The organism is Mycobacterium sp. 852002-51961_SCH5331710 (assembly GCF_001665535.1).
GTDB lineage: Bacteria > Actinomycetota > Actinomycetes > Mycobacteriales > Mycobacteriaceae > Mycobacterium.
Window position 1 is genome coordinate 15381 of record NZ_LZSQ01000075.1, and the last position, 25091, is coordinate 40471.

General features: G+C 68.2%; 27 protein-coding genes. 20 read left to right on the top strand and 7 right to left on the bottom strand.

Annotated elements, in window-relative coordinates:
- Window positions 1–4: 4 nt before the first annotated feature.
- The 4 genes from A5752_RS12765 (at window position 5) to holA (ending at window position 4065) form a co-directional block, all read left to right on the top strand.
- The gene (locus tag A5752_RS12765; protein ID WP_082963863.1) at window positions 5–1702 is read left to right on the top strand and encodes a ComEC/Rec2 family competence protein; all 1698 of its coding nucleotides are present in this window, start codon (window positions 5–7) and stop codon (window positions 1700–1702) included.
- 151 nt (window positions 1703–1853) lie between these two features.
- Entirely contained in the window at window positions 1854–2621 is a 768-nt protein-coding gene (locus tag A5752_RS27490; protein WP_156613816.1) for a hypothetical protein, read from the top strand.
- A 278-nt stretch (window positions 2622–2899) separates the two neighbouring features.
- Window positions 2900–3109, top strand: a complete 210-nt coding sequence (locus A5752_RS12775) for a hypothetical protein (protein ID WP_067085649.1) — start codon at window positions 2900–2902, stop codon at window positions 3107–3109.
- A 14-nt stretch (window positions 3110–3123) separates the two neighbouring features.
- Window positions 3124–4065 (top strand): DNA polymerase III subunit delta, encoded by a 942-nt coding sequence (holA, locus tag A5752_RS12780; protein ID WP_197500607.1) that lies wholly within the window; start codon window positions 3124–3126, stop codon window positions 4063–4065.
- A 61-nt stretch (window positions 4066–4126) separates the two neighbouring features.
- Here the strand turns inward: holA and rpsT are convergent, their stop codons facing one another.
- Window positions 4127–4387 carry a 30S ribosomal protein S20 gene (rpsT, locus tag A5752_RS12785; RefSeq protein WP_067085653.1) on the bottom strand — a complete coding sequence of 87 codons (261 nt, stop codon included), beginning with the start codon at window positions 4385–4387 and terminating at the stop codon, window positions 4127–4129.
- Window positions 4388–4534: 147 nt separating this feature from the next.
- Here rpsT and A5752_RS12790 point away from each other — a divergent pair, with 147 nt between their 5' ends.
- The 3 genes from A5752_RS12790 to A5752_RS12800 are packed head-to-tail and all read left to right on the top strand — an operon-like array spanning window position 4535 to window position 8006.
- Complete coding sequence (locus A5752_RS12790; protein ID WP_197500605.1) at window positions 4535–6181, top strand: circularly permuted type 2 ATP-grasp protein; 1647 nt, start codon at window positions 4535–4537, stop codon at window positions 6179–6181.
- A gap of 14 nt (window positions 6182–6195) precedes the next feature.
- Entirely contained in the window at window positions 6196–7167 is a 972-nt protein-coding gene (locus tag A5752_RS12795; RefSeq protein WP_067085655.1) for an alpha-E domain-containing protein, read from the top strand.
- Window positions 7167–8006, top strand: coding sequence for a transglutaminase family protein (locus A5752_RS12800; protein ID WP_067085656.1), 840 nt, complete (start codon window positions 7167–7169; stop codon window positions 8004–8006). The genes A5752_RS12795 and A5752_RS12800 overlap by 1 nt, the downstream gene beginning before the upstream one ends.
- Here the strand turns inward: A5752_RS12800 and A5752_RS12805 are convergent.
- Window positions 8003–8482, bottom strand: coding sequence for a MarR family winged helix-turn-helix transcriptional regulator (locus tag A5752_RS12805; RefSeq protein WP_231983394.1), 480 nt, complete (start codon window positions 8480–8482; stop codon window positions 8003–8005). The two genes, A5752_RS12800 and A5752_RS12805, sit on opposite strands and share 4 nt — an antisense overlap.
- Before the next feature lie 99 nt (window positions 8483–8581).
- Here A5752_RS12805 and A5752_RS12810 point away from each other — a divergent pair, with 99 nt between their 5' ends.
- Window positions 8582–9277: a hypothetical protein gene (locus A5752_RS12810; RefSeq protein WP_231983395.1), complete on the top strand. Its 696-nt coding sequence runs from the start codon at window positions 8582–8584 to the stop codon at window positions 9275–9277.
- Window positions 9274–10140, top strand: a complete 867-nt coding sequence (locus tag A5752_RS12815; RefSeq protein WP_067085667.1) for a TIGR03560 family F420-dependent LLM class oxidoreductase — start codon at window positions 9274–9276, stop codon at window positions 10138–10140. The genes A5752_RS12810 and A5752_RS12815 overlap by 4 nt, the downstream gene beginning before the upstream one ends.
- Window positions 10141–10146: 6 nt before the next feature.
- Here A5752_RS12815 and A5752_RS12820 read toward each other — a convergent pair whose 3' ends face one another.
- Window positions 10147–11004 carry a ribonuclease Z gene (locus A5752_RS12820; protein ID WP_067085669.1) on the bottom strand — a complete coding sequence of 286 codons (858 nt, stop codon included), beginning with the start codon at window positions 11002–11004 and terminating at the stop codon, window positions 10147–10149.
- Window positions 11005–11041: 37 nt separating this feature from the next.
- A complete protein-coding gene (locus A5752_RS12825; RefSeq protein WP_067085671.1) occupies window positions 11042–12064 on the bottom strand; it encodes an aldo/keto reductase in 1023 nt (340 codons plus the stop codon).
- A gap of 150 nt (window positions 12065–12214) precedes the next feature.
- Here A5752_RS12825 and A5752_RS12830 point away from each other — a divergent pair, with 150 nt between their 5' ends.
- Together A5752_RS12830 and A5752_RS12835 are read left to right on the top strand one after the other, a co-directional pair.
- Window positions 12215–12643 carry a CBS domain-containing protein gene (locus tag A5752_RS12830; protein ID WP_067085673.1) on the top strand — a complete coding sequence of 143 codons (429 nt, stop codon included), beginning with the start codon at window positions 12215–12217 and terminating at the stop codon, window positions 12641–12643.
- A 40-nt stretch (window positions 12644–12683) separates the two neighbouring features.
- Window positions 12684–13241 carry a GNAT family N-acetyltransferase gene (locus A5752_RS12835; protein WP_082963864.1) on the top strand — a complete coding sequence of 186 codons (558 nt, stop codon included), beginning with the start codon at window positions 12684–12686 and terminating at the stop codon, window positions 13239–13241.
- 70 nt (window positions 13242–13311) lie between these two features.
- Here the strand turns inward: A5752_RS12835 and A5752_RS12840 are convergent, their stop codons facing one another.
- On the bottom strand, window positions 13312–13923 hold the full coding sequence (locus A5752_RS12840; protein WP_067085748.1) for a type II toxin-antitoxin system PemK/MazF family toxin: 612 nt from the start codon (window positions 13921–13923) through the stop codon (window positions 13312–13314).
- A 21-nt stretch (window positions 13924–13944) separates the two neighbouring features.
- Here A5752_RS12840 and lepA point away from each other — a divergent pair, with 21 nt between their 5' ends.
- From lepA to A5752_RS12855, 3 genes are all read left to right on the top strand, one after another.
- The gene (lepA, locus tag A5752_RS12845) at window positions 13945–15855 is read left to right on the top strand and encodes a translation elongation factor 4 (RefSeq protein WP_067085745.1); all 1911 of its coding nucleotides are present in this window, start codon (window positions 13945–13947) and stop codon (window positions 15853–15855) included.
- A gap of 6 nt (window positions 15856–15861) precedes the next feature.
- Window positions 15862–16581 (top strand): sensor domain-containing protein, encoded by a 720-nt coding sequence (locus tag A5752_RS12850; protein WP_067085677.1) that lies wholly within the window; start codon window positions 15862–15864, stop codon window positions 16579–16581.
- Between the two features lie 62 nt (window positions 16582–16643).
- Complete coding sequence (locus A5752_RS12855; protein ID WP_082963860.1) at window positions 16644–17351, top strand: sensor domain-containing protein; 708 nt, start codon at window positions 16644–16646, stop codon at window positions 17349–17351.
- 90 nt (window positions 17352–17441) lie between these two features.
- Here A5752_RS12855 and A5752_RS12860 read toward each other — a convergent pair whose 3' ends face one another.
- Window positions 17442–19478, bottom strand: a complete 2037-nt coding sequence (locus A5752_RS12860) for a glycoside hydrolase family 15 protein (RefSeq protein ID WP_067085679.1) — start codon at window positions 19476–19478, stop codon at window positions 17442–17444.
- Between the two features lie 58 nt (window positions 19479–19536).
- Entirely contained in the window at window positions 19537–20751 is a 1215-nt protein-coding gene (locus A5752_RS12865; RefSeq protein ID WP_067085681.1) for an FAD-dependent oxidoreductase, read from the bottom strand.
- Between the two features lie 32 nt (window positions 20752–20783).
- On the opposite strand from A5752_RS12865, the gene A5752_RS12870 reads away from it, so the two are divergent.
- The 6 genes from A5752_RS12870 (at window position 20784) to A5752_RS12890 (ending at window position 25087) form a co-directional block, all read left to right on the top strand.
- Window positions 20784–20981, top strand: a complete 198-nt coding sequence (locus A5752_RS12870) for a hypothetical protein (protein WP_067085683.1) — start codon at window positions 20784–20786, stop codon at window positions 20979–20981.
- A 140-nt stretch (window positions 20982–21121) separates the two neighbouring features.
- Window positions 21122–21214 carry an Ms4533A family Cys-rich leader peptide gene (locus A5752_RS28220; protein ID WP_353612401.1) on the top strand — a complete coding sequence of 31 codons (93 nt, stop codon included), beginning with the start codon at window positions 21122–21124 and terminating at the stop codon, window positions 21212–21214.
- A 118-nt stretch (window positions 21215–21332) separates the two neighbouring features.
- Window positions 21333–22346 carry a sulfate ABC transporter substrate-binding protein gene (locus A5752_RS12875; protein ID WP_067085685.1) on the top strand — a complete coding sequence of 338 codons (1014 nt, stop codon included), beginning with the start codon at window positions 21333–21335 and terminating at the stop codon, window positions 22344–22346.
- The gene (cysT, locus tag A5752_RS12880) at window positions 22343–23206 is read left to right on the top strand and encodes a sulfate ABC transporter permease subunit CysT (RefSeq protein WP_067085687.1); all 864 of its coding nucleotides are present in this window, start codon (window positions 22343–22345) and stop codon (window positions 23204–23206) included. Before A5752_RS12875 ends, cysT begins: the two co-directional genes overlap by 4 nt.
- Complete coding sequence (cysW, locus tag A5752_RS12885) at window positions 23203–24018, top strand: sulfate ABC transporter permease subunit CysW (RefSeq protein ID WP_067085689.1); 816 nt, start codon at window positions 23203–23205, stop codon at window positions 24016–24018. The genes cysT and cysW overlap by 4 nt, the downstream gene beginning before the upstream one ends.
- Window positions 24019–24031: 13 nt before the next feature.
- The gene (locus tag A5752_RS12890; protein ID WP_067085691.1) at window positions 24032–25087 is read left to right on the top strand and encodes a sulfate/molybdate ABC transporter ATP-binding protein; all 1056 of its coding nucleotides are present in this window, start codon (window positions 24032–24034) and stop codon (window positions 25085–25087) included.
- Window positions 25088–25091 lie beyond the last annotated feature (4 nt).

The following is a 25091-nucleotide window of genomic DNA, read 5'->3' on the forward strand; positions in this document are numbered from 1 at the left end:
CGCGGTGGCGGACGCCGAGTCGGCCCCGCTCGATCTGCGGCTGGTGCCCGCGGCGCTGACCTGCTGGGCGGTCACCGCCGCGGGCATCCTCTGGCCCGCCGGTGGGGCGGCGGCCGCCGCGGTCGGGTCGGTGGCCGCGACCACCGCGGTGGGGTGGTGGGGTAGTGCGCGCGGGTCGGCGAGCGACAGGAAGGGCCTCGGCGCGAGCGTGCTGGCGGTGGGGCTGGTGGCCGCGGCGTTCGGTATCGCGATCGGTCTGCGGGTCGATGAGGTCGGCCACCACGCGGTCACCGAGCGTTACGGCACGATCGCCGCTGTCGTGGTCACGCCGACGGAGAGCCCACGCGCGCTCGGCGGTAACCGGACGATGTTCCGCGGTTCCCTCGTGGCCTTCGACGGACGCGAAATGTCCGGCCGGGTCGTGGTGTTCGCGTCGACCACCCGCATGGCAGATCTCACGGCAGGCACCCCGGTGGCGTTCCGGGCGCGGGTCGGGCGACCCACGCGACGCGACCTCAGCGTGGCGGTGCTGTCGGCCGTCGGCGACCCCACCTACGGCGAGGCCTCCGCCGTCCAGCGCGCCGCACACGGTATCCGCGCCGGCTTCGCCGAAGCAGCGCGACGGTCGCTGCCCGCCGATCAGGCCGCGATGCTGCCCGCGCTCGTGCTCGGCGACACCTCGGGCGTGCCGCGTGAGACGGCAGCCGACTTCCGCGCGGCGGGCCTGACGCATTTGACCGCGGTCTCCGGCGCCAACGTGACGATCGTCTGCGGCGCAGTCTTGCTGACGGCGACTCTGATTGGGCCGCGGGCGGCGGTCGGCCTGGCGGCTGTCGCGCTGCTCGCCTTCGTGGTGGTCGTGCAGCCGTCGGCGAGCGTGCTGCGCGCTGCGGTGATGGGCGCGATCACGTTGCTGGCGGTGTTGTCGCACCGGCGCAGGCAGGCGATCCCCGCCCTGTCGGCCAGCGTGCTGATGTTGATGATCGGATCACCGGAGTTGGCCGTCGACGTCGGATTCGCGTTGTCGGTGTCGGCGACCGCGGCGCTCGTCGTGGTCGCGCCGGTGTGGTCGCAGCGACTTGTGGCACGGGGCTGGCCCAAGCCGGCCGCCGACGCGATCAGCGTGGCCACTGCCGCGCAACTGGTCACCGCACCGCTCGTCGCCGGGATGGCGGGCACGTTCAGCGTCGTATCGGTCGCGGCCAACGTCGCGGCGGCCCCGGTGATCCCGCCGATCACCGTGATCGGCACGGCCGCGGCCGCCCTCGGCCGGGTGTGGCCCGCCGGTGCCGACCTGCTGATCCGGTTCACCGGACCGGAACTGTGGTGGCTGCTGCATGTGGCCCGCTGGGCCGCCGACGTCCCGGGTTCGGCGGTGTCGGTTCCGTCCGGTCTGCCGGGGGTGATGCTGACCGCGGCGGTGGGTACGACCGCCGTGCTCATGTGGCGCTTCCGGTGGGTGCGCCTCGCGGCGGGCGCCGCCGTGGTGTGCGTGCTGGCGTGGACGGTGCTGTCATGCATCCCTGGTGCGGGGCCCGAAACCCACTCGGGGGCGTGTCTCGAGCGTGTCAATGCCCGCATTGACCGGTGCCAGAACGAGAACCGCGATCTGACGCTGCGCGGAAATGGACTTTGCGTGGCGGACAGAGCGGATTTCCAGCGCATGCTGAATCACGCTCAGTTAGTCGCGGTCGCGGCCTGATCCCCAAGAAAGCGCGGTCGGGCTGTCACAATCGCCGGGGGATGGACTTGCTACGAAGCAGTCGGATGTCCCCTGATGCCCGAGATCTTTGACTCCGATCTAGGTTGAGAAATGGCGGACGCTGTGACGTCTCTCGGGCTAAATTGCCGCCATGCGTACGTTGGCCGAATTGGTTGTCGGTGTCGCCCTTCTGCTGACCATTCTGCTACATCAATGCCTGCGTGGCGCCCCCGGCAGCCGCGAGCCGAGCTCAAATGCCGCAACCCGAAACGATCAACGGTCGAATCTACCCCCGTTTCGAAATCCTTGGTTGCGGAGTACCTTCAATGGGCTGACCGGAGAATGGGTTCTCCTCTCCGGCCGAGCTAACGGCGGAGACGTAATTCTGATACGTACCATCCTGATTTCGGTTCTCGTATATGTGCCAGCAATAGTGATCCACTCATGGGCATCCTCCGGCTGGTCATTCGATTTCGATTTGCAGGCGTTGGGCAAGGAGCTGTCCGAGACTCTGCAGTGGGTGGGCGCTATCTTCGCGGGCGTCTATGTGGCCTTGTACACGCGATTCTCTGCCCAGTGGAGTTACCTCGCTGACGTCTACAACCAAATCATGGCTGCGGAAAGTGCGATTGCATGTCCGACTGATCGGCAGCGTGACGTGTTGTCACTCTGGAAAGCCGGATTCGTCGAAGACGCGGTAACTCTTCACCTTGCAACTAAGAAGATCTTCGCAGAGGTCGTCTGGATTCTTCTCCAACGTGAGGACGTACGGGCGGCGGTCGATGAGTCGATAGGGGCTGGGAAGCGGAAAGCTCTTCAGAGCAATTTAAAGAGATTGCATCCGCGGCTCCAAGACGATTCGCCTTTGCCTTCGGAACAGTTGCCCAGAAGCCTCGTTTCATGTTGGATCCCGCGATAATTCACGCGATCAGGTGTGGACTGAGGCTCCGGCTATGTGGGCACCAAAGACTCCACATTTGAAGGCCTCAGATCCCGTAGCTTGCCATCTCGTGGCGGGCCAGTTCCCCGCAATTCCCATCGCAATTGCGGCTACCGACGCAAGCAGAACGGTGGCCCGCCCAAGGTCACCCGGCGTCAATACGAAGACGTCCCAGTCCTCGGTAATGCGCCGGCGCGCGCGATCATTTGCCATGCTGCCGTGGCACCGCGCACTTCTGTCCCGAGTGGCTGCTGCATGTGGCCCGCTGGGCCGCCGACGTCCCGGGTTCGGCGGTGTCGGTTCCGTCCGGTCTGCCGGGGGTGATGCTGACTGCGGCGGTGGGCACGACCGCCGTGCTCATGTGGCGCTTCCGGTGGGTGCGCCTCGCGGCGGGCGCCGCCGTCGTGTGCGTGCTGGCGTGGACGGTGTCGGGCCTGTCGGTTGGCCGTGACACGATCGTGGGGTGAGCGAAGCGTCGCAGTTGCATCTGGTCCTCGGGGACGAGGAGTTGCTGGTCGAACGCGCGGTCGCGGACGTACTGCGGGAGGTTCGCAAACAGGCCGGGATACATGACATTCCGGTCGACCGGCTGCGCGCCGGCGAGGTCAGCACCAGTGAACTGGCCGAACTGCTGAGCCCGTCGCTGTTCGCCGAGGAACGCGTCGTGGTCCTGGAGTCGGCGGCCGAGGCGGGCAAGGACGCGGTCTCGCTCATCGCCGAGGCCGCGGCGGACCTGCCGCCGGGCACCATGCTCGTCGTCGTGCACTCCGGCGGCGGACGCGCCAAGGCGCTGGCGGATCAGCTCAAGAAGCTCGGCGCGCAGGTGCATCCGTGCGCGCGCATCACCAAGGCCGCCGAGCGTGCAGACTTCGTCCGCCGCGAATTCCGGACCCTGAAGGTGAAGGTCGGCGAGGACACGGTCACCGCGGTGCTCGACGCGATCGGCTCCGACATCCGGGAGCTGGCGGCGGCGTGTTCGCAACTGGTCACCGACACCGGCGGGGCCGTCGACGCCGCCGCGGTGCGCCGCTACCACTCGGGCAAGGCCGAGGTGAAGGGGTTCGACGTCGCCGACAAGGCGGTGGTCGGCGATGTCGCCGGAGCGGCCGAGGCCCTGCGCTGGGCGATGATGCGCGGCGAACCACACGTCGTGCTGGCCGACGCGCTGGCCGAGGCCGTGCACACCATCGCTCGGGTGCGGCCGTTGTCGGGCGACCCTTACCGGCTCGCCTCAGAGCTGGGCATGCCGCCGTGGCGGGTGCAGAAGGCGCAGAAGCAGGCGCGGCGGTGGTCGAACACCTCGGTCGCGGAGGCCATGCGGTTGGTGGCCGCGCTCAACGCGGACGTCAAGGGTGCAGCGGCGGATGCGGACTATGCGCTGGAGGCGACGGTGCGGCGCGTCGCCGAACTCATCGAGGACTGAGCAGACTGAGCCCTAAAAAGGATCAGAGCCCTCAGAAGCTCAGAGCCCGGCCCTCAAGAGCTCAGAGCTTGTTGAACGCGGAAGCCAGCGCCGACTTGCGGTTGGCGGCCTGGTTCTTGTGGATCACGCCCTTGCTGGCGGCCTTGTCCAGCTGACGGCTGGTCGAGGCGAGCAGCTCCTGGGCCTTGTCCTTGTCACCGGCCTCGACGGCCGCGCGGAAACCGCGCACCGCCGTGTGAAGCGACGACTTGACCGACTTGTTGCGCAACCTACGGCGCTCGTTGGTCCGGATGCGCTTCTCCTGCGACTTGATGTTGGCCACGCGTGTAGTCCTTCGTAAATCCTGTAGGGGTTTCGCAAAGTTTGTAGGCGCCCGGCACCCGGGCAGCGAGGGTTCAGGTTACCAGCGGAGTGGGTAAATGCCCAAAGTGAGTCCTCTGGCCTGCCGAAACGTCCGAAGTGTTGCAGCATGGCAGCTGTGAGCCTGCGAACTCTGCCGACCGAAACCGCGCGACCGTCGCGAAGCCCCCGTAAGCAGGCCAAGCGCTACGACGGCGTCTTCTCCGGCTACAGCGACCTCGGCAGTTACGCCAAAGCCTTCGACGAGATGTTCGACGCTCAGGGCAATGTGCGCGGACCCTACAAGGGCATCTACACCGAACTCGCCCCGTCGGACGCCTCCGAACTCGAGGCCCGTGCCGAGGCTCTCGGCCGCGCCTTCATCGATCAAGGCATCACGTTCTCGCTGTCCGGCCAGGAGCGGCCCTTTCCGCTCGACCTGGTGCCGCGCGTCATCTCCGCCGCGGAGTGGACGCGCCTGGAACGCGGCATCATCCAGCGGGTCAAGGCGCTCGAGCTGTACCTCGACGACATCTACGGCGAGCAGGAGATCCTGCGCGACGGCGTCATCCCGCGCCGGCTGATCACCTCGTGCGAACACTTCCACCGCGAGGCCGCGGGCATCGTCCCACCCAACGGGGTGCGCATCCACGTCGCGGGCATCGACCTCATCCGCGACGCCAAGGGCGACTTCCGCGTGCTCGAGGACAACCTGCGCTCGCCCTCGGGCGTCTCCTACGTCATGGAGAACCGCCGCACGATGGCGCGGGTGTTCCCGAACCTGTTCGCCACCCACCGGGTGCGCGCGGTCGGCGACTACTCCTCGCACCTGCTGCGGGCGCTGCGCAACGCGGCCGCCAACAACGTCGCCGACCCGACGGTCGTGGTCCTCACGCCCGGCGTCTACAACTCGGCGTACTTCGAGCACTCGCTGCTGGCCCGCCAGATGGGCGTCGAGCTCGTGGAGGGTCGCGATCTGTTCTGCCGCGACAACGCCGTCTACATGCGCACCACCGAGGGGGAGCGGCAGGTCGACGTCATCTACCGCCGCATCGACGACGCGTTCCTCGACCCGATGCAGTTCCGGCCGGACTCCGTGCTCGGGGTCGCGGGCCTGCTCAACGCCGCGCGGGCGGGCAACGTCGTCATCTCCAGCGCGGTGGGCAACGGCGTCGGCGACGACAAACTCGTCTACACCTACGTGCCCACGATCATCGAGTACTACCTCGGCGAGAAGCCGCTGCTGGCCAACGTCGACACCTTCCGCTGCTGGCTCGACGAGGAGCGCGAAGAGGTGCTCGACCGCATCGACGAGCTCGTCATCAAACCGGTCGAAGGGTCGGGCGGATACGGCATCGTGTTCGGACCGGATGCGTCGGAGAAAGAGCTCGCCGCCATCACCAAGAAGATCCGCAACGACCCGCGGGGCTGGATCGCCCAGCCCGTCATGCAGCTGTCGACGGTGCCCACCCAGATCGGGGACCAGCTGGTCCCGCGGCACGTCGACCTCCGCCCGTTCGCCGTCAACGACGGCGACGACGTGTGGGTGCTGCCCGGCGGGCTCACCCGCGTCGCCCTGCCCGAGGGCTCGCTGGTGGTCAACTCCAGCCAGGGCGGTGGGTCGAAGGACACCTGGGTGCTCGCGTCGCGCACCTCGGTCGCCGACCGCGAGCTCGGGGCCGCCGAGATCGTGCGCAAGCTGCCCAAGGCGGCGCGGGGCCCGAAGGCCGAGAGCGGCGACGGCCAGACCCAAGACCAGCAGCAACAGCAGCAGTAAGGGGTGGTGCGCTGATGTTGGCCCGCAACGCCGAATCCTTGTACTGGATCGGACGCTACGTCGAACGCGCCGACGACACCGCGCGCATCCTCGACGTCACCGTGCACCAACTGCTCGAAGACTCCAGCGTCGACCCTGACCAGGCGTCGCGGACACTGCTGCGGGTGCTGGGCATGGAGGCGCCCGACGCGCCGCTGGACGTGTGGTCGCTGACCGACATCGTCGCGTTCAGCCGGGGCACCCAGGGCTCGATCGTCGACGCCATCTCGGCGGCCCGCGAAAACGCCCGCGGCGCACGCGAAGTCACCTCCACCGAGATCTGGGAGTGCCTCAACACCACCTACAACGCGCTGGCCGAGCGGGAACGCGCCGCCAAACGGCTTGGGCCGCACGAGTTCCTGTCGTTCGTCGAGGGCCGCGCGGCGATGTTCGCCGGTCTGGCCGACTCGACGCTGTCCCGCGACGACGGCTACCGCTTCATGGTGCTGGGCCGGGCGATCGAACGCGTGGACATGACAGTGCGGCTTCTGCTGTCGCGGGTGGGGGACAGCGCGTCGTCCCCGGCATGGGTGACGCTGCTGCGGTCGGCCGGTGCGCACGACACCTATCTACGGACCTACCGCGGCGTGCTCGACGCCGGGCGGGTCGTCGAATTCATGATGCTGGACCGGCTTTTCCCGCGCTCGATCTTCTACTCGCTGCGGCTGGCCGAACACAGCCTCGACGAGCTGATGAATCGGCCGCACAGCCGACTCGGCGCCACCGCCGAGGCCCAGCGCCTCCTCGGCAGGGCCCGCAGCGAGCTGGAGTTCCTACGCCCCGGTGTGCTGCTCGAATCGTTGGAGCAACGGCTCGCCGACCTGCAGAAGACCTGCTTCGACGTCGGGGAAGCGTTGGCGCTGCAGTACTTTCACTCCGCGCCCTGGGTGGCGTGGCACGACGCCGGCCAGCACGGCGCGCTCGTCATCGAAGAGGGGGAGCTCTGATGTGGCGGATGCGGGTGGTCCACTCGACCGGCTACGCATACAAGTCGCCGGTGACGGCGTCGTTCAACGAGGCGCGCCTGACGCCGCGCTCGGACTCGCGCCAGAACGTCATCCTCAACCGCGTGGAGACCGTGCCCGCCACGCGCAACTACCGGTACGTCGACTACTGGGGCACCGCGGTGACGGCCTTCGATCTGCACGCACCGCACACCGAACTTGAGGTGACGTCGTCGTCGGTGGTGGAGACCGACCTCGATCAGATGCCCGATGACGATGTGACGTGGGAGGATCTGCAATCCGAGGCGGTCGTCGACCGCTTCGACGAGGTCCTCGCGCCGACCCACTACACGCCGGCGAGCAAGCGGATCGCCCGCGTCGGCCAGCGCATCATCAAGAATCACGCGCCGTGCGACGCCGTCACCGCCGCCGCACACTGGGTGCGCAGCGAGTTGAAGTACGTCTCCGGTACCACCGGGGTGCACTCGTCGGGGGTCGACGCTCTGCGCGAGGGTAAGGGCGTCTGCCAGGACTTCGCCCACCTGACGCTGATCCTGTTGCGCTCCATGGGCATTCCCGCCCGCTACGTGTCGGGTTATCTGCATCCCAAGCGCAAGGCCGCCATCGGTGACACCATCGACGGGCAGAGCCACGCGTGGGTGCAGGCGTGGACGGGCGGCTGGTGGAACTACGACCCCACCAACGACACCCCGATCAACGAGCAGTACATCAGCGTGGGCGTCGGCCGGGATTACTCCGACGTCAGCCCGCTGAAGGGTATCTACTCCGGTGAGGGGTCGACGGACCTGGACGTCGTTGTCGAGATCACCCGCTTGGCTTAACTCCGTGCGCGACCGATGTTGCGGAAGCCCGGATGCACGTGCGGTGTCAGCCTTTGCTCGTCGGCGACGATGCTCAGCAAGCGGCGCAGGGTGTCTCGCTGCCGAACGGTCAGTCCCGCGGTGAGCTGACGTTCGTGGTCGCGGGCCAGCTCGCCGATCCTGCCCATCAGCTTCGTGCCGGCCGAGGTCAGATACAGCGAGTACAGGCGCCGGTCGTCGGGGTTCCGCCGGCGTTCGACGTAGCCGCGGCCTTCCAGGTCGTCGATGAACGCGACGACTCGGCTCGGTAGCAGTCCGAGCTGCGCACTGAGCGCCTGCTGGCTCTGCCCCGGGGTGGCGGCGATCGCGCGAAGAATCCCCGCATGTGGGGGCGTCAGGTCGAGCGCGCGCATCTTCTCGGCGAACAGGGTCGCGGCGTGGTGGCCGATCTGGGCCAGCAGGAATGCGGCACCGTCACCATCGTCTTCGCGTGGCACGCGGCAAATCATATCAGTTGTGAACGGTTTTGAATTAGAACCGTTCGAGCCTTGCATCGATGCTCCAACGGTCATATCGTTCAAACTATGAACGATTCAATGACCGATCGAGTTATCCGGCCGGCGCGTTCGCGCCAGGGCGGTCCACCGCTCGCGGTGGTGGCGGGTGTTTCGCTGGCGCTCCTCGTCGCAGGTCTCGCGGTCGGTGTCGCACTCGGCGGTGTGATGCCACTGCCCTACGGCGCCGGGGCGGCCATTCAGGACTACGTCGTCGACCACCACGCGGCGGTGCGGGCGTGCGCCGTCGGGATGTTCGCGTCCGCGGTACCGCTGGGCATCTACGCGGCCACCGCCAGCGCCCGCCTGCGCCAACTCGGTGTGACGGCGCCCGGCGCGACGATCGCGCTGGCGGGCGGTGTTCTCGCCTCCGGGGCATTGGGGTTGTCGGGTCTGCTGGCGTGGACGCTGTCGCAGCCGGAGGTGACCTCCGACGCGACGCTGGTCCGAGCGCTGTACTACCTGACATTCCTCACGGGTGGGCCCGCGCACATCGTGGCGCTCGGACTGCTGATCGCCGGCATCGTGGTGCCCGGCCTCATCGTCGGCCTGCTGCCGCGCCCGCTCGCATGGGCGGGTCTGGTCCTGGCGGCCATCGCCGAGATCACCACGCTGGTGTTGATCTGGCCGGCCCTGTCCCCGCTGCTGCCCATCGCGCGGATCGGTGGGCTGATCTGGCTGATCACGGCGGGCGCGATGCTGCCGCTGCGACGGCCTCGAAAGGAGCCTGCGCGGTGAAAATCAGTGTCAGCGTGACGAATTACTCGTGGGACGAACCGCTCGGCGCGCGGCTCGCCCGGCTCGCACGCTTCCTCGACGGCACCGCCGTCGACACCCTGTGGGTGGCCGACCACCTGCTGCAGGCCGACCCCTTCAGTCGCATCGAGGAACCGATGCTCGAGGCGTACACGACGCTCGGTTACCTGGCGGCGGTGACATCGCGAATCCGGTTGGGCACCATGGTGAGTGCGGCGACGTTTCGCGCGCCGGCGCTGCTGGTCAAAGCCGTCACGAGCGTCGACGCCCTTTCGGGCGGGCGCGCCTGGCTCGGCCTCGGCGCCGGCTACAACGCCGACGAGGCGCGGGCGTTGGGGCTGTTCCTGCCCGACACCGCCGAACGTTTCGACCGCATGACCGAACTGCTGCAACTGGCGCGCCAGATGTGGCGCGGGGACGAAACACCCTTCACCGGTAGGTATCTGCGCCTGGAGCGGCCCGTCGCGCGCCCCCTGCCGACCACACCGCCGCGGGTGCTGGTCGGCGGGACGGGGGAACGCAGAACGTTGCGCTTGGTGGCCGAGTATGCCGACGCCTGCAACCTGTTCGACATCCCCGACGGTGGGACCACGATCTCCCACCAGCTCGACGTGCTGAACCGACACTGCACCGACGTCGGCCGTCCCCCCGAACAGATCGAGCGCACCGTGACCACGGGACTCGATGCGGGTGAGTCCGCCGAACACCTCGCCGAAAGGTGTTGGTCACTGGGGGAGTTGGGTGTCGAGCACATCGTCGTCATCGCGCGGGGCCGACCGTTCGGCGACGGCGATCTGGAGACGCTCGCCGACGCCGCCGACCGACTGTGCGGCGTCACGGCCTGAGAGCGATCAGCCCGCCGGTTTGGCGCACACGCCGGGATGCACTTCGACGCGCAGCAGATCGTCGCCGAGTTCGATCTGCCGGTCGAAGACCGTTGCGGCCAGGGCGCGCCAGTCGTCCTCCTGCCCCGGTTCGATCGCCGGCACATAGTGGGTGAGGATCAGGATTCCCACGCCGGCGCGGGCCGCGGTGGCCGCCGCCTGCTCGACCGAGGAGTGGTAGTCGCAGATGTCGCGGATGCGCTGCATCGGCATCTTGTCCACCAGGTCCTTGCGAATCACGGTGTGCACCAACGCTCCCGCACCCGCCGCCAGCGCATCGAGGCTGTCGCAGGGAACGGTGTCACCGGCGAGCACCACCGACGCTTCGGCGTGCTCGACACGGAAACCGATCGTCGGTTCGACGGGCCGGTGATCGGTCGGCGCGACCCGGATCGTCACGCCATCGCGGTTCCACACCTCGCCCTCGGTGTACTCGTGCACCTCGACCGGAGGCGGCGCCGTCAGGTCGGCGTGGTGCGCGATGCGGTATCCGATGTCGAAGCCGAACGCCTTGAGGGTGTGCTCGACCACCTCGGCGGTGCCCGGGGGACCGATGATCTGCAGCGGGGTCTGCTCGGTGAACGTCGAAACCCAGCGGGTGATGATCACGTCGCCGAGATCGGCGATGTGATCGCTGTGCAGGTGCGTCAACAGCAGCGCCGACAGTCCGTTCGCGGCGGCGCCCGCGGCCGTCAGGCGTTGCTGGACCCCGCGGCCGCAGTCGATCAGGAACGTCTGCCCGCCCGCGCGCACGAGCGTCGACGGCCCCGCCCTGCGGGCGTCGGGGATGGGACTTCCGGTGCCAAGCAGCGTGACCTCGATCATGGCCCCACATATACCTGAGGGCCGCGCGCGAAGGGCGCTATTCGCGCCCCGCCGACACCCAGCTCATGTCCTCGAACCGGTCGCCGCTGACGGCCGCCCCGGCGGTGGCGAGGGCTTCGCGCTGCTCGGGGGTCAACGTCACCGCCAGCGACCCGAGGTTCTCCTCGACCCGCGACGCCCGTCGGGTGCCGGGAATCGGCACCGACGCCACACCGAGTTCGTCGGCACGGTGACGCAGCCACGCCAGCGCCACCTGGGCGGGCGTCGCCTGCTGCTGCTCAGCGATCGCGGCGACGACGTCGACGACCGCGAGGTTGGCGTCGAGCGCGTCGTCGCGGAAGCGTGGCATGTTGCGCCGGAAGTCGTTGGACGACGACAGATCCGCCGGCGACCGGACCGCGCCGGCGAGGAAGCCGCGGCCCAGCGGCGAGTACGGCACGAAGCCGACGCCGAGTTCGGCGGCCGCGGGGACGACGTTGCGTTCGACGTCGCGGCTCCAGATCGACCACTCGCTCTGCACGGCGGCGATCGGGTGCACTGCGACGGCGGCGCGCAGCTCGTCGGCGGTGACCTCGGAGAGCCCGAGGTGACGAACCTTGCCCGCGGCGACGAGTTCGGCCATCGCGCCGACGGTCTCCTCGATGGGCACGGAGGTGTCGCGGCGGTGCATGTAGTACAGGTCGACCACGTCGGTCTGCAGGCGTTGCAGGCTCTCGTCGATGCACTGCCGGACGTAGGCGGCGTCGCCGCGCATGTTCGGACGGCCCGCGGCGCGGTCGGCCGGGTTGCCGGTGATGCCGAACTTCGTCGCGAGCGTGACCTCGTCGCGCCGGTCGGCCAGCAAGCGCGCGATGAGCCGCTCGTTGTTGCCGTTGCCGTAGATGTTGGCGGTGTCGATGAACGTCACCCCGAGGTCGAGGCAGCGGTGCAGCGTGGCAAGCGACTCGCCGTCGTCGACGTCGCCGTATACCGGGGTCAGGGCCATGGCCCCGAATCCGATGGCGCTGGCAGTTAACTTGTCGCCCAGCTCGACGGTGGGCACTGAGTGCGCGTTGTCCATGGCGTCTCCCAACCCGTCGCACGCCGGCGGTATTCCGCTTCCGGGTTACCGGGCGCTTCGCTGAGTGTGACCCGGTTGCAACCTCGCAAACCCTTCCGCGCCGCCTCCGTCCGACCTAGCCTGTGAGGAACATCACGAGCGGAGGCGAAGATGCGGATCGCGGACGTGTTGCGGAACAAGGGCGCCGCGGTGGCCACGATTACCCCCGAGACCTCGGTGTCCGGACTGCTCACCGAGCTGGCCGTGCACAACATCGGCGCCATGGTCGTGGTGTCGCCGGACGGTCTGATGGGGATCGTCTCCGAGCGCGACGTCGTGCGTGCGATGCACCGCCGAGGCGCGGAGCTGCTCACCCAGCCCGTCTCGGAGATCATGACCACGCTGGTGGCGACGTGTGCGCCCGACGACTCCGTCGACAGCCTGAGCGCGCTCATGACGACGAACCGGGTCCGGCACGTCCCGGTGATGGACAACGGCAGGCTCGTGGGCATCGTGAGCATCGGCGACGTCGTCAAGACGCGGATGGAAGAGCTCGAGGCACAGCAGGAGCAGCTGCAGGCATACATCACCCGTGGCTGACGTCGAGGTCGCGCCGGCGTCGCGGCGGCAGGTGCGCGAGATGTCCCGGGTGCTGGCGCGCGCGTTCTACGACGACCCGGTGATGACGTGGATGCTGCCCGACGACTCCGCCCGCGAGCGCGGTCTCGGGCGGATGTTCGCGACCATGATCCGCCACCATTTCCTGCGCACCGAGGGCGTCGAGGTGGCCGGCAGCGGGCCGATCGGCGCGGCCGCGCTGTGGGATCCGCCGGGCGAGTGGCGGCAGACCGGGCTACAGGAACTGCGGATGATGCCGGCGTTCATGCTGGCGCTGGGGTCGAACGTGCGCCGAGGCCAGCAGGTCGCGGGCCTGATGAAGGAGCACCACCCCGAGGAGCCGCACTGGTATTTGGGGGTGATCGGCAGCGACCCGACCGTGCGCGGCACGGGATACGGGCAGGCGCTGATGCGCTCGCGGCTGGACCGCTGCGACGCCGAGCGCGCACCCGCGTACCTCGAGTCCAGCAATCCGGACAACATCGGCTACTACCAGCGCTTCGGGTTCGACGTCACCGGCGAGATAACGCTGCCCGACGGCGGGCCCGGCATGTGGCCGATGTGGCGCGAACCGCGCTGACGCCGTTTGTGAATGTGGCGACGCTCAGAGCGCCGGAACCGTCGCCGGTTTCACAGACGGGCGGCGGGGGTCAGCTCCAGGAGTACTCGGCGCGCAGGCGCGTGGCCACGGCCTCGAACTTCTCGCGGGCGAGGATCGCGCCCTCGCGACGGATCCCGTCTTCGGGGACGTCGAGCACCCGGTCCAACCGCACCCAACTGGCGCGGCCCTCGTAGTCCCACGTGCCGCTGCCGATCGACACCCAGTTCGGATCGTCGCGGTGATGGTCCTGGCTCGAGAGCATCAGCCCGAGCAGCGTCGAGCGGTCGCGGCCGACCACCAGAACCGGCCGGTCCTTGCCCTGCGTCGGGTCGTCCTCGTAGACCACCCACGTCCACACGATCTCGCCCGGATCGGCGCGGCCGTCGAGGTCGGGGGCGTAGACGATCTTGCGGGCCCGATGGGCGGTCGGCACGAAGTGACGGCTCACCGGCCTGCCCGCGGTGATCGCCGGCGGCGCCTCCTTCGGGGTGCCGGCGATCGTGTCCAGGCCGATCCGGATGCCCTGCTGGATACCGCGCTGCACGGTCTCGGACTGACCGATCTGGCGGATGAGCTTCGGCGCCTCGTTGAACACCAAGTTCTCCGCGAACCTCTGGAAGGTCTGCAGCGGTCTCCAGGGCGCAGGCATATTTCCGAGCATAAGCGAGGCCCACACCGCGCGATTGTGTGCTCAGGCCATGGCCTGGATACGCTGGTGGCACCCGAAGTCCGCGTTCACCAGGAGATTCCCATCAGCAGTTTCGCCGATCAGACCTTCACGGCGCCGGCGCAGATCCGGAACTTCTGCATCATCGCCCATATCGATCACGGCAAGTCGACGTTGGCCGACCGGATGCTGCAACTCACCGGCGTCGTCGCCGACCGCGACATGCGCGCGCAGTACCTCGACCGCATGGACATCGAGCGCGAGCGCGGCATCACGATCAAGGCGCAGAACGTCCGTCTGCCATGGAAAGTCGACGGCGACGACTACGTGCTGCACCTGATCGACACCCCCGGCCACGTCGACTTCACCTACGAGGTGTCGCGCGCGCTGGAGGCGTGCGAAGGGGCGGTGCTGCTCGTCGACGCCGCCCAGGGGATCGAGGCGCAAACGCTGGCGAACCTGTATCTGGCGCTCGACCGCGACCTGCACATCATCCCGGTGCTCAACAAGATCGACCTGCCCGCGGCCGACCCGGACCGCTACGCCGCCGAACTCGCCCACATCATCGGCTGCGAACCCGAAGACGTCCTGCGGGTGTCCGGGAAGACGGGTGCGGGCGTGGCCGACCTGCTCGACCACGTCGTGCGCGAGGTGCCGCCACCCGTCGGCGACGCCGACACGCCGGCACGGGCGATGATCTTCGACTCCGTCTACGACACCTACCGCGGCGTGGTCACCTATGTCCGCGTCGTCGACGGCAAGATCATCCCGCGCGAGCGCATCAAGATGATGTCCACCGGCGCCACCCACGAACTGCTCGAGGTCGGCATCGTCTCGCCCGAACCCAAGGCGTCCGCTGGACTCGGGGTGGGCGAGGTGGGCTACCTCATCACCGGCGTGAAGGACGTGCGCCAGTCCAAGGTCGGTGACACGGTGACGACGGCGCGCAACGGTGCGACCGAACCGCTCACCGGATACCGCGAACCGCGGCCGATGGTCTACTCGGGGCTGTATCCCGTTGACGGATCGGACTATCCGGACCTGCGCGACGCGCTCGACAAACTGCAACTCAACGATGCGGCGTTGACGTACGAGCCGGAGACCTCCGTGGCGCTCGGATTCGGTTTCCGCAGCGGCTTTCTGGGCCTGCTGCACATGGAGATCACCCGCGAGCGGCTCGAGCGCGAGTTCAATCTCGACCTGATCTCCACCTCGCCCAACGTCGTCTATCGCGTTGTGCAGGAAGATGGTTCGGAGATCACGGTGACCAACCCGTCGGACTGGCCGGACGGCAAGATCCGCACGGTCTACGAGCCGGTGGTCAAGACCACGATCATCGCGCCCAGCGAGTTCATCGGCACCATCATGGAGCTCTGCCAGTCGCGGCGCGGCGAACTCGGCGGCATGGACTACCTCTCACCGGAGCGGGTGGAACTGCGCTACACGATGCCGCTGGGCGAGATCATCTTCGACTTCTTCGACGCGCTGAAGTCGCGCACCCGCGGATACGCCAGCCTGGACTACGAGGAGGCCGGCGAGCAGGAGGCCGACCTGGTCAAGGTCGACATCCTGCTGCAGGGCGAGCCGGTCGACGCTTTCAGCGCGATCGTGCACAAGGAGTCGGCGTACGCCTACGGCAACAAGATGACCACCAAGCTCAAGGAGCTGATTCCGCGTCAGCAGTTCGAGGTTCCGGTGCAGGCGGCCATCGGTTCGAAGATCATCGCTCGCGAAAACATCCGCGCGATCCGCAAAGACGTGCTATCGAAGTGCTATGGCGGGGACATCACCCGCAAGCGCAAGCTGCTCGAGAAGCAGAAGGAAGGCAAGAAGCGGATGAAGACCATCGGTCGGGTCGAGGTGCCCCAGGAGGCGTTCGTCGCCGCCCTGTCCACCGACTCGTCGGCCGACAAGGCCAAGAAGTAGGTCGCCGTGCGCACGGCGGCGATGACGGCGGCGGCGTTGGGCGCGTGTGCGATCGTCGCCGGCTGTTCCGCACCCGCAGGCCAGGCGCCGTCCCCGCAGGTGGCGCCGGCCGTCAAACTCTCGCCGAACCCGGCGCTGGACCGGGCGCTGCCGACCGCCGAGGAGCTGAGCATCATGCTCGGCGGCGACGGCTTCATGGGCCAGGTCGTCCAGGGCGGCGCGGAGATGCTGCTGCAGGGTGTCGGCGAGGCCGAGGCCACGCCGCTGGACTGCGTGAGCACCGGATACCGGCTGGAGAAGGTGGTGTACCAGGCCAGCCCGGTGCGGTCGGTGGCCAGCCAGTCGTGGGCCGGCGGTGACGCCAACGGCCCCACCGCCACCGGGTTCTTCGGCGTGGTCGAGTTCGTCGACGCCGACGCCGCGCGGGAGTTCTTCGCCGCCTCTGCCGACAAATGGCACCGGTGCAACGGCCAGACGCTGGTGTTGAACCGATCCGACCGGGGCGGGCAGGGGTCCAGCCGCATCACCGAGGTCGACGTCGGCGACGAGATCGTCTCGGCGGTGGTGATGCAGGACGCCGGATCGACGGTCCAGCGGGCGCTCGGCGTGGCCGGGGACTCCGTCGTCGACGTCGAGATCGCCGACGTCGCGGGGCCCAAGGCGACCGGAGCGCGGGATGCCGCCGCCGTCGCGGACCTGATGCTGGAGAAGATCGGCGGGTCCTGAACCGCGCGGACGAAATTGTCGCCCACGCCGCGAATTTGCCAGAAGTCGGTCACAATAACGCGGTGACTCCATTCCGCACGGCGTCGCGGTTGTGCGCCGCGGGTGCGCTCCTGGCCGTGTCGGTTGTGCTGGCGGGCTGCGTGAGCACCGTTGCGGGGACGGCGTTGCGCGCCCAGACGGGGCCTGTCGATGTTCCGGAGCTGACCGCCGACAAGCTCGACGACGTGTTGCTGACCATCGGCGAACTCAACGGCATCATGGGCTCGTCGACGATGAAGGTCACCAGCGAGCTCGAGGAAATGACCGATCATTCCGATGACGTGTCCGACCGCGACTGTCTGGGGGCGATGTACGGCGCCGAGGAGCCGGTGTACGCGGGCAGCGGGTGGACCGACGTGCGCGACCAGGTGGCGCGCGAACCCGACGACGACAACGACCACTGGGTCGAGCAGACCGCGGTGCTGTACCCGTCCGCCGACGAGGCGCAGCGGTTCTTCGACGATGCCAAGGCCGCGTGGGAGGCCTGCGCGGATTCGACTGTGGCCGTAGGTAGTTCAGGGGACTCGTACATGTGGGACCTCGATGAAGTCCACACCGAAGGCATGCTGATCACTCAGGTCACGACGCAACAGGACGCCGACGGCTGGGCGTGCCAGCACGCTCTGTCGACGGCGTCGAACCTGACCGTCGAGGCGTGGGCGTGCAGTTATTCGATCGGTGACGAGGCGGCCACCATCGCGCTGGACATGCTGGCCAACGCGGCGAAGTAGGCGCCAGCCTCCCTTCGGCGAGCAGACGCAAACCTGCCCAAAATTCGCGCAAAAGAGGCAGTTTCGCGTCTGCTCGCGGGAAGAGGTGACCTACATCGGGGCGTTGGCGGGAACGAAGACGCCGGAGCTGTCGGCCTCCTCCTCGGCCCGGATCACGTGTACGACCGCGTTGATCAACGCCAGGTGGGTGAACGCCTGCGGGAAGTTGCCGAGATGCCGGCCGGTGCGCGGCTCGATCTCCTCGGCGTAGAGGTGCAGCGGGCTGGCGAACGACAGCAGCCGTTCGCACAGGTGCTTGGCGCGGCTGATCTCGCCGATCTCGACCAGCGCGGACACCAGCCAGAACGAGCAGATCGTGAAGGTGCCCTCCTCGCCGGCCAATCCGTCGTCGGTCTCCTCGACGCGGTAGCGCAGCACGAGGCCTTCCTCGGTGAGCTCGTCGGCGATCGCCAGCACCGTCGCGCGCACCCGCGGATCGTCGGGTGGCAGGAACCGGGTCAGCACGGCCAGCAGCAGCGAGGCGTCGAGCGCGTCGTCGCCGTAGCGCTGCGTCAGCACACCGCGGGAGTCGACGCCGTGCTTGAGCACGTCGGCCTTGATCTCCTCCGCGATCGCGCGCCACTGCTGCGCGTAGGACTTCTCGCCCTGCAGCTCAGCGAGTTTCGAGCCGCGGTCCAGCGCCACCCAGCACATGATCTTCGAACTCGTGAAGTGCTGCGGCTCGCCGCGCACCTCCCAGATGCCTCGGTCGGGTTCCTTCCAGTGCTTGATCGCCTCTTCGACCTGCTGCTTGCACACCGGCCACAACGTGTCGGAGATCTGCTCGCGCGACTTGGCGTGCAGGTACACCGAATCCAGCATGGTGCCCCAGATGTCGTGCTGCATCTGGTTGTACGCGCCGTTGCCGATGCGCACCGGTCGCGCCCCGTCGTAACCGGACAGGTGGCGCAATTCCTCCTCGACCAGCGTGCGCTCGCCACCGACGGCGTACATCACCTGAAGTGGATGTCGCTCACCGTTGTTCGCGCCGGACACGTCGGCGATGAACGCGAAGAAGTCGTCTGCCTCGCGGTCCAACCCCAGTGTGTAGAGGCCCCACAGCGCGAACGTCGAATCGCGCACCCAGGCATAGCGGTAGTCCCAGTTGCGTTCGCCCTGAGGCGTTTCCGGCAGCGACGTGGTGGGTGCGGCCAGCAGCGCGCCGGTCGGGGAGTACGTCAGCCCCTTCAGCGTCAGCGCACTGCGCTGCAGGTAGGCACGCCAGGGGTGGTCCGGGAAGTCGCCGACGTTGATCCACTGGCGCCAGGCCTCGCTGGTCTGCCACATCTTGTCGGCGGCCTCGTCGTAGGTCTGCGGCGCCGGATGCTTCGACCAGGACAGCGCGACGAATGCGTTGTCGCCCTCCTTCATCCGGGTGCGCGCCCGCGCCTCGTGGCCCTCCAGGCCGAGCCGCAGATTGGTGGTGAGCCGAAGCGTGGGATGCGCGTCGGCGTCGCGGCTGGCCCGCGCGATCGCCTCGCCGTAAGCCTGCGCCGAGTACTCCCACGTCGCCGGGATGCGGTGGTAGTCGAACGCCGGCTCGCAGTTCATCACCAACTCGACGGTGCCGCTCACACATCGCACGGTGCGCAGCAGGATGTGCTCGGCGTCCCAGTCCATCGGCGTGCGGCGGTGGGTACGCGACCGGGTCTCCAGGTCGTGCCAGGGACCCATCACCAACGCCTCGCGCACGATCAGCCAGCCGGTGTGGGTCTGCCAGGTCGTCTCCAGGATCAGGCTGCCGGGCAGGTAGCGCCGGGCCGAGGGGACCGTCACCCCGTACGGGCCGAGCCGGAAATGGCCGGCGCCGCGGTCCAGGATGGCTCCGAACACGCTCGGCGAGTCCGGGCGCGGCACGCACAACCACTCGACCGACCCCGCCGAGGAAATCAGGCACGTGTTCTCGCAGTCGGACAGAAACCCGTAGTCGGCGATCGGCGGAAACGGGTTCCGCAATGCACCGGTGGGCGCGTACGGCGTCGGCGCCGTCACGGTCAACGGGGTGTTCGACAGGACGGCCTGGGCGGGCTTCGCCCCGTTCTCCGTCTCCGCTGACCCGTCCGACGGCCCGGTTTGTTGCAGAACCATGCCGTCATCATCGACTGCCGACGTGCTTTGCGTCTACTCGTTGGCGCTCGACGCGCCGTCAGCGGCGCGCGAAGGCCGGAATGTGTTCCGGTAGGGGACCGATCGCGACGCCGTAGGCGGCCAGTCGGCGCAGCACCGGCAGCCCGGCCGCGAGGCGCACGAACCGCGGCGCCTCGGCCTGCCCCGTCGAGGCGACCGCGACCGCGATGACGCGGCGGTGGATCAGCTTCTGCACCGATTGGATCAGCGCCGCGGGCACCCAGCGGCGCGCCTGCACGCGGGCCAGATGCTGACTCGACAGCGTGCCCGACCGCAACGGGCCCGCCAGGATGCGTCCCGCGGCGACGGCGTCGGCCACGGCGAGGTTGATCCCGACCCCGCCGACCGGCGACATTGCGTGGGCGGCGTCGCCGATCAGCAGCAGGCCGTCGCTGTACCAGCGCCGCAGCCGGTTCAGCTGCACGTCGAGCAACTTCACCTCGTCGAACGAGGTCACCGCGCCGATGCGGTCGGCCAGCCACGGCACCAGCGCCACCACACCGCGGTGCAGCGACTCGATGCCCTGCGCGCGCAACTGCGCATCGCGGCCCTTGGGAATGACGTACGCGCACTGGTAGTAATCGCCGCGGTCGATGACGATCTGCGCGTGTCCGGCGCCGAGGACCCCGCCGAGCCCGTGCGGGTCGTCGGGCTCGCGTGGCACCCGGAACCACCAGACGTCCATGGGCACGCCGAAGTTCTTCGGTTCGAGCCCCATTTCGGTGCGCAGCGTCGACGACCGGCCGTCGCAGGCGACGGTCAGCGTCGCGCGCATCTCGCGCACCTCACCGTCGGTGCCGCGGTAGCGCACGCCGACCACCTTGCCGCCCTCGCGGATCGGCCCGAGCACCTCGGTGCTGCGCATCAACGTGAACGACGGTTCGCGTTCCGCGGCGGTGGCCAGCAGTTCGAGGAAATCCCACTGCGGCACCAGCGCAATGTGCTTGTGCGGACCGGGAATTCGTCGCAGGTCCATCGCGACCCGCGTGCCCTGCACCGTCATGGCCAGCATGTCGATCTCGCGGTGCGGAATGGCGGCGAACTCGTCGGAGAGTCCCAACTCGTCGAGCAACCGCAGTGTGCTCGCGTGCACGGTGTCACCGCGGAAATCACGGAGGAAGTCGGCGTGTTTCTCCATCACCGTGACCGCGACCCCAGCTCGGGCGAGCACCAACGCGAGCATCATTCCCGCAGGACCGCCTCCGGCGACGATGCAGGTGGTGTCGGCGGGCACGGGCCCATCTTCGCATCGCCTAGGCTGGCCGCGTGGGTGGCTTCCTGAGTTGGTGGGACGGTGTCGAGCTCTGGCTCACCGGCCTGCCGTTCGTCGCCCAGACCGCGGTGGTGATGCCGGTGGTGCTCGCGCTCGCATACGGCATCGCGATGGTGCTCGACGGTGCCCTGGGTAACGGGATCAGGCTGCTCCGCCACGTTCGCCACGACGAACGGGACGCCGACCGATGAGCGGCGGGATGCCGCGGTCGCGGGTGACGTTGGTGCTCGTCATCCTGCTGATCCTGGTGATCGTCATGTGGCTGTTCACTCGCTGACGCGCGCGAAACCCTCGACGAGCAGGTTGCGAGAAACCTGTTAGGCTTCCCGCCATGCAAACGGCGTCCGGCAACAAGAGCGGCCATGTGGTGGCCCTCATTGCCGTGGGTTTGAGCGCTGTCGCCGATGTCTGTTGTTGTTGCTGACTCCTCCGCCCGTCCGCGGTTCGGTGTCGGTAACGGCTGTGGGATGACGCCCTTGCGCTGATCCATCGCCTCTCCGTCGGGTCGGGTTCCGCCGAAGTCCCCCAACGAAAGGTCACCGATGGTCAACATCCGCAGAACCTGGCGCGCCGCAGCGGCGCTGGCCGCCACCGCCACCATGCTCGCCGCGTGCAGCGGTGGCTCGAGCGACGTGGCGGGCGAGGGCGGTGGCGACGGCGCCGACACGACGCTGACGCTCGTCGCGTACGCCGTGCCCGAGCCGGGTTGGAGCAAGATCATCCCCGCCTTCGCTGCCTCCCCGGAGGGTAAGGGTGTCGGCGTGACGACGTCCTACGGCGCCTCGGGTGACCAGTCGCGTGCCGTCGTCGACGGCAAACCCGCCGACATCGTGAACTTCTCCGTCGAACCCGACATCACCCGCCTGGTCAAGGCCGACAAGGTCGCCAAGGACTGGAACGCCGACGCCACCAAAGGGATCCCGTTCGGATCCGTGGTCTCCATCGCGGTGCGACCCGGCAACCCCAAGAACATCCGCGACTGGCCGGACCTGCTGAAACCGGGCGTCGAGGTCATCACGCCCAGCCCGTTGAGTTCCGGCTCGGCGAAGTGGAACCTGCTGGCGCCGTACGCGTGGGCCAGCAAGGGCGGCCAGGATCCCCAGGCCGGGCTGGACTACGTCACGGAGTTGGTGTCCCAGCACATCAAGCTGCGTCCCGGTTCGGGCCGTGAGGCCACCGACGTGTTCCGGCAGGGCAGCGGCGACGTGCTGCTGGCCTACGAGAACGAGGCGCTGAACTTCGACCTCGAGTACGTGAACCCGCCGGAGACCTTCAAGATCGAGAACCCGGTCGCCGTGGTGACATCGAGCGCACATTTGGACAAGGCGAACGCGCTGAAGAACTTCCTCTACACGCCGGAGGCGCAGAAGCTGTGGGCCGAGGCCGGCTTCCGGCCTGTCGATCCCGCCGTGCTCGAAGAGTTCAGGGACAAGTTTCCCGCTCCCGCGAAGCTGTGGACCGCCCAGGATCTCGGCGGCTGGGACAAACTGGATCCCGAGCTGTTCGACAAAACCAACGGCTCCATCACCAAGATCTACACCCAGGCGACCGGATGACCTCTTCCGTCGTGGCCCGGCCCGAGCTCACCGGCGGTGAGCCGGGCGACGGCTCCCGATTCCTCGGGCGTCGGCACGGGACGACGTCGCTGCGTGTCGGCGCAGCGTCCATCTGGCTGAGCCTGATCGTGCTGCTGCCGCTGGCCGCCATCCTCTGGCAGGCGGTCGGCGGCGGCTGGCGGGCGTTCTGGGTGGCGGTCAGCTCGAACGCGGCCATCGAATCGTTCAAGGTGACGTTGACCGTGTCGTTTGGGGTGACGCTGGTCAACATGGTGTTCGGCTTGTTGGTGGCGTGGGTGCTGACGCGCGACGACTTCTTCGGCAAGCGGCTGATCGACTCGGTGATCGACCTACCGTTCGCGCTGCCGACGATCGTGGCCAGCCTGGTCATGCTGGCGCTCTACGGCCCGGCCAGCCCGGTGGGGCTGCACCTGCAGCACACCAAGTGGGGCATCGGGGTGGCGCTGCTGTTTGTCACGCTGCCGTTCGTCGTGCGGTCCGTCCAACCGGTGCTGTTGGAACTCGACCGCGAGATCGAGGAAGCCGCGGCGTCGTTGGGCGCCAACAACTGGGTCATCTTCACCAGGGTGATGTTGCCCGCGCTACTGCCGTCGCTGCTGTCGGGCGCGGGCCTGGCGTTCTCCCGCGCGATCGGTGAGTTCGGTTCTGTGGTCCTCATCGGTGGCGCCGTACCCGGCGAGACCGAGGTGTCCTCGCAGTGGATCCGCACCCTGATCGAGAACGACGACCGCACCGGCGCCGCGGCGATTTCGATAGTGCTGCTGCTGATCTCGTTCGTCGTGCTGTTCATACTGCGCGCGGTCGGCTCGCGTGCGGCCCGGCGGGAGCTGGCGCAATGACCCTCTCGCCCGTCGTCAAACACCTGCTGCGCTACCTCGCGCTGGCCTACGTCGTCATCCTGGTCGTCGTGCCGGTGGGGCTGATCCTGTGGCGCACCTTCTCGCCGGGCGTCGGCGCGTTCGTGGAATCGATCAGCACCCCGGCCGCCATCTCGGCACTGAACCTGTCGCTTCTGGTGGTCGCGATCGTGGTGCCGCTCAATGTGTTGTTCGGTGTGCCTACGGCATTGGTGTTGGCACGCAACAAGTTTCGCGGCAAGAGCGCGCTGCAGGCCGTCATCGACCTGCCGTTCGCGGTGTCCCCGGTGGTGGTCGGCGTCGCTCTGATCCTGCTGTGGGGCTCGGCGGGGTTGTTCGGCTTCGTGGAGAACAGCCTCGGGTTCAAGATCATCTTCGGGTTCCCCGGCATCGTGCTCGCCAGCATCTTCGTGACCGTGCCGTTCGTGATCCGCGAGGTCGAACCGGTGCTGCACGAGATCGGCACCGATCAGGAAGAGGCCGCGGCCACGCTGGGCTCGCAGTGGTGGCAGACGTTCTGGCGGGTGACGCTGCCGTCGATCCGCTGGGGTCTGACCTACGGCGTGGTGTTGACGATCGCGCGCACCCTCGGCGAATACGGCGCGGTGCTGATGGTGTCGTCGAACCTGCCGGGGAAATCGCAAACGCTCACACTGTTGGTGTCGGACCGCTACACCCGCGGCGCCGAATACGGCGCCTATGCGGTGTCGACGCTGCTGATGGCCGTGGCGGTGGTGGTGTTGGTCGCGCAGTTGGTTCTCGACGCGCGGCGGGTCCGGGCGGGCAAGGCGTAGGGAGACAGAACAGATGACGAACGCAATCGTCGTGCGTGGAGCCAACAAGCGCTACGGAGACTTCGCGGCGTTGGACAACGTCGACTTCGAGGTGCCCTCCGGATCGCTGACCGCGCTGCTCGGTCCGAGCGGGTCGGGCAAGTCGACGTTGCTCCGGGCGATCGCGGGCCTGGACCAGCCCGATACCGGCACCATCACGATCAACGGCCGCGATGTCACCGACGTGCCGCCGCAGCGCCGCGGCATCGGGTTCGTGTTCCAGCACTATGCGGCGTTCAAACACCTCACGGTGCGCGACAACGTCGCGTTCGGGTTGAAGATCCGCAAGCGGCCCAAGGCGGAGATCAGGGAGAAGGTCGACAACCTCCTCGAAGTGGTTGGACTGGCCGGTTTCCAGACCCGCTACCCCAATCAGCTTTCGGGCGGCCAGCGTCAGCGCATGGCGTTGGCCCGCGCGCTGGCGGTCGACCCGCAGGTTCTGCTTCTCGACGAACCGTTCGGCGCGCTGGACGCCAAGGTACGTGAGGACCTGCGGGCGTGGCTGCGCCGGTTGCACGAAGAGGTGCACGTCACCACGGTGCTGGTGACCCACGACCAGTCCGAGGCGCTCGACGTCGCCGACCGGATCGCGGTGCTGAACAAGGGCCGCATCGAGCAAATCGGCTCTCCCGCAGAGGTTTACGATGCGCCCGCCAACGCGTTCGTGATGTCATTCCTCGGCGCGGTGTCCTCGCTCAACGGTTCGCTGGTCCGCCCGCACGATATCCGCGTCGGCCGCAACCCGGAGATGGCGATCGCGTCGAGCGACGAGTCGGTACAGGCCACCGGGGTGGTCCGCGCGGTCATCGACCGGATCGTGATGTTGGGATTCGAGGTTCGCGTCGAATTGCACAGTGCGACCGATCAGATGCCGTTCACCGCGCAGATCACCCGAGGGGACGCCGAGGCACTCGGCCTCAAGGAGGGCGACACGGTCTACGTTCGCGCCACCCGGATCCCTCCGTTGCCGGACGGCACGCATGTTCCGCCGGCTGACAAGGCCGACGCCGAGGCGCTGACAAAGTCCTGACTCC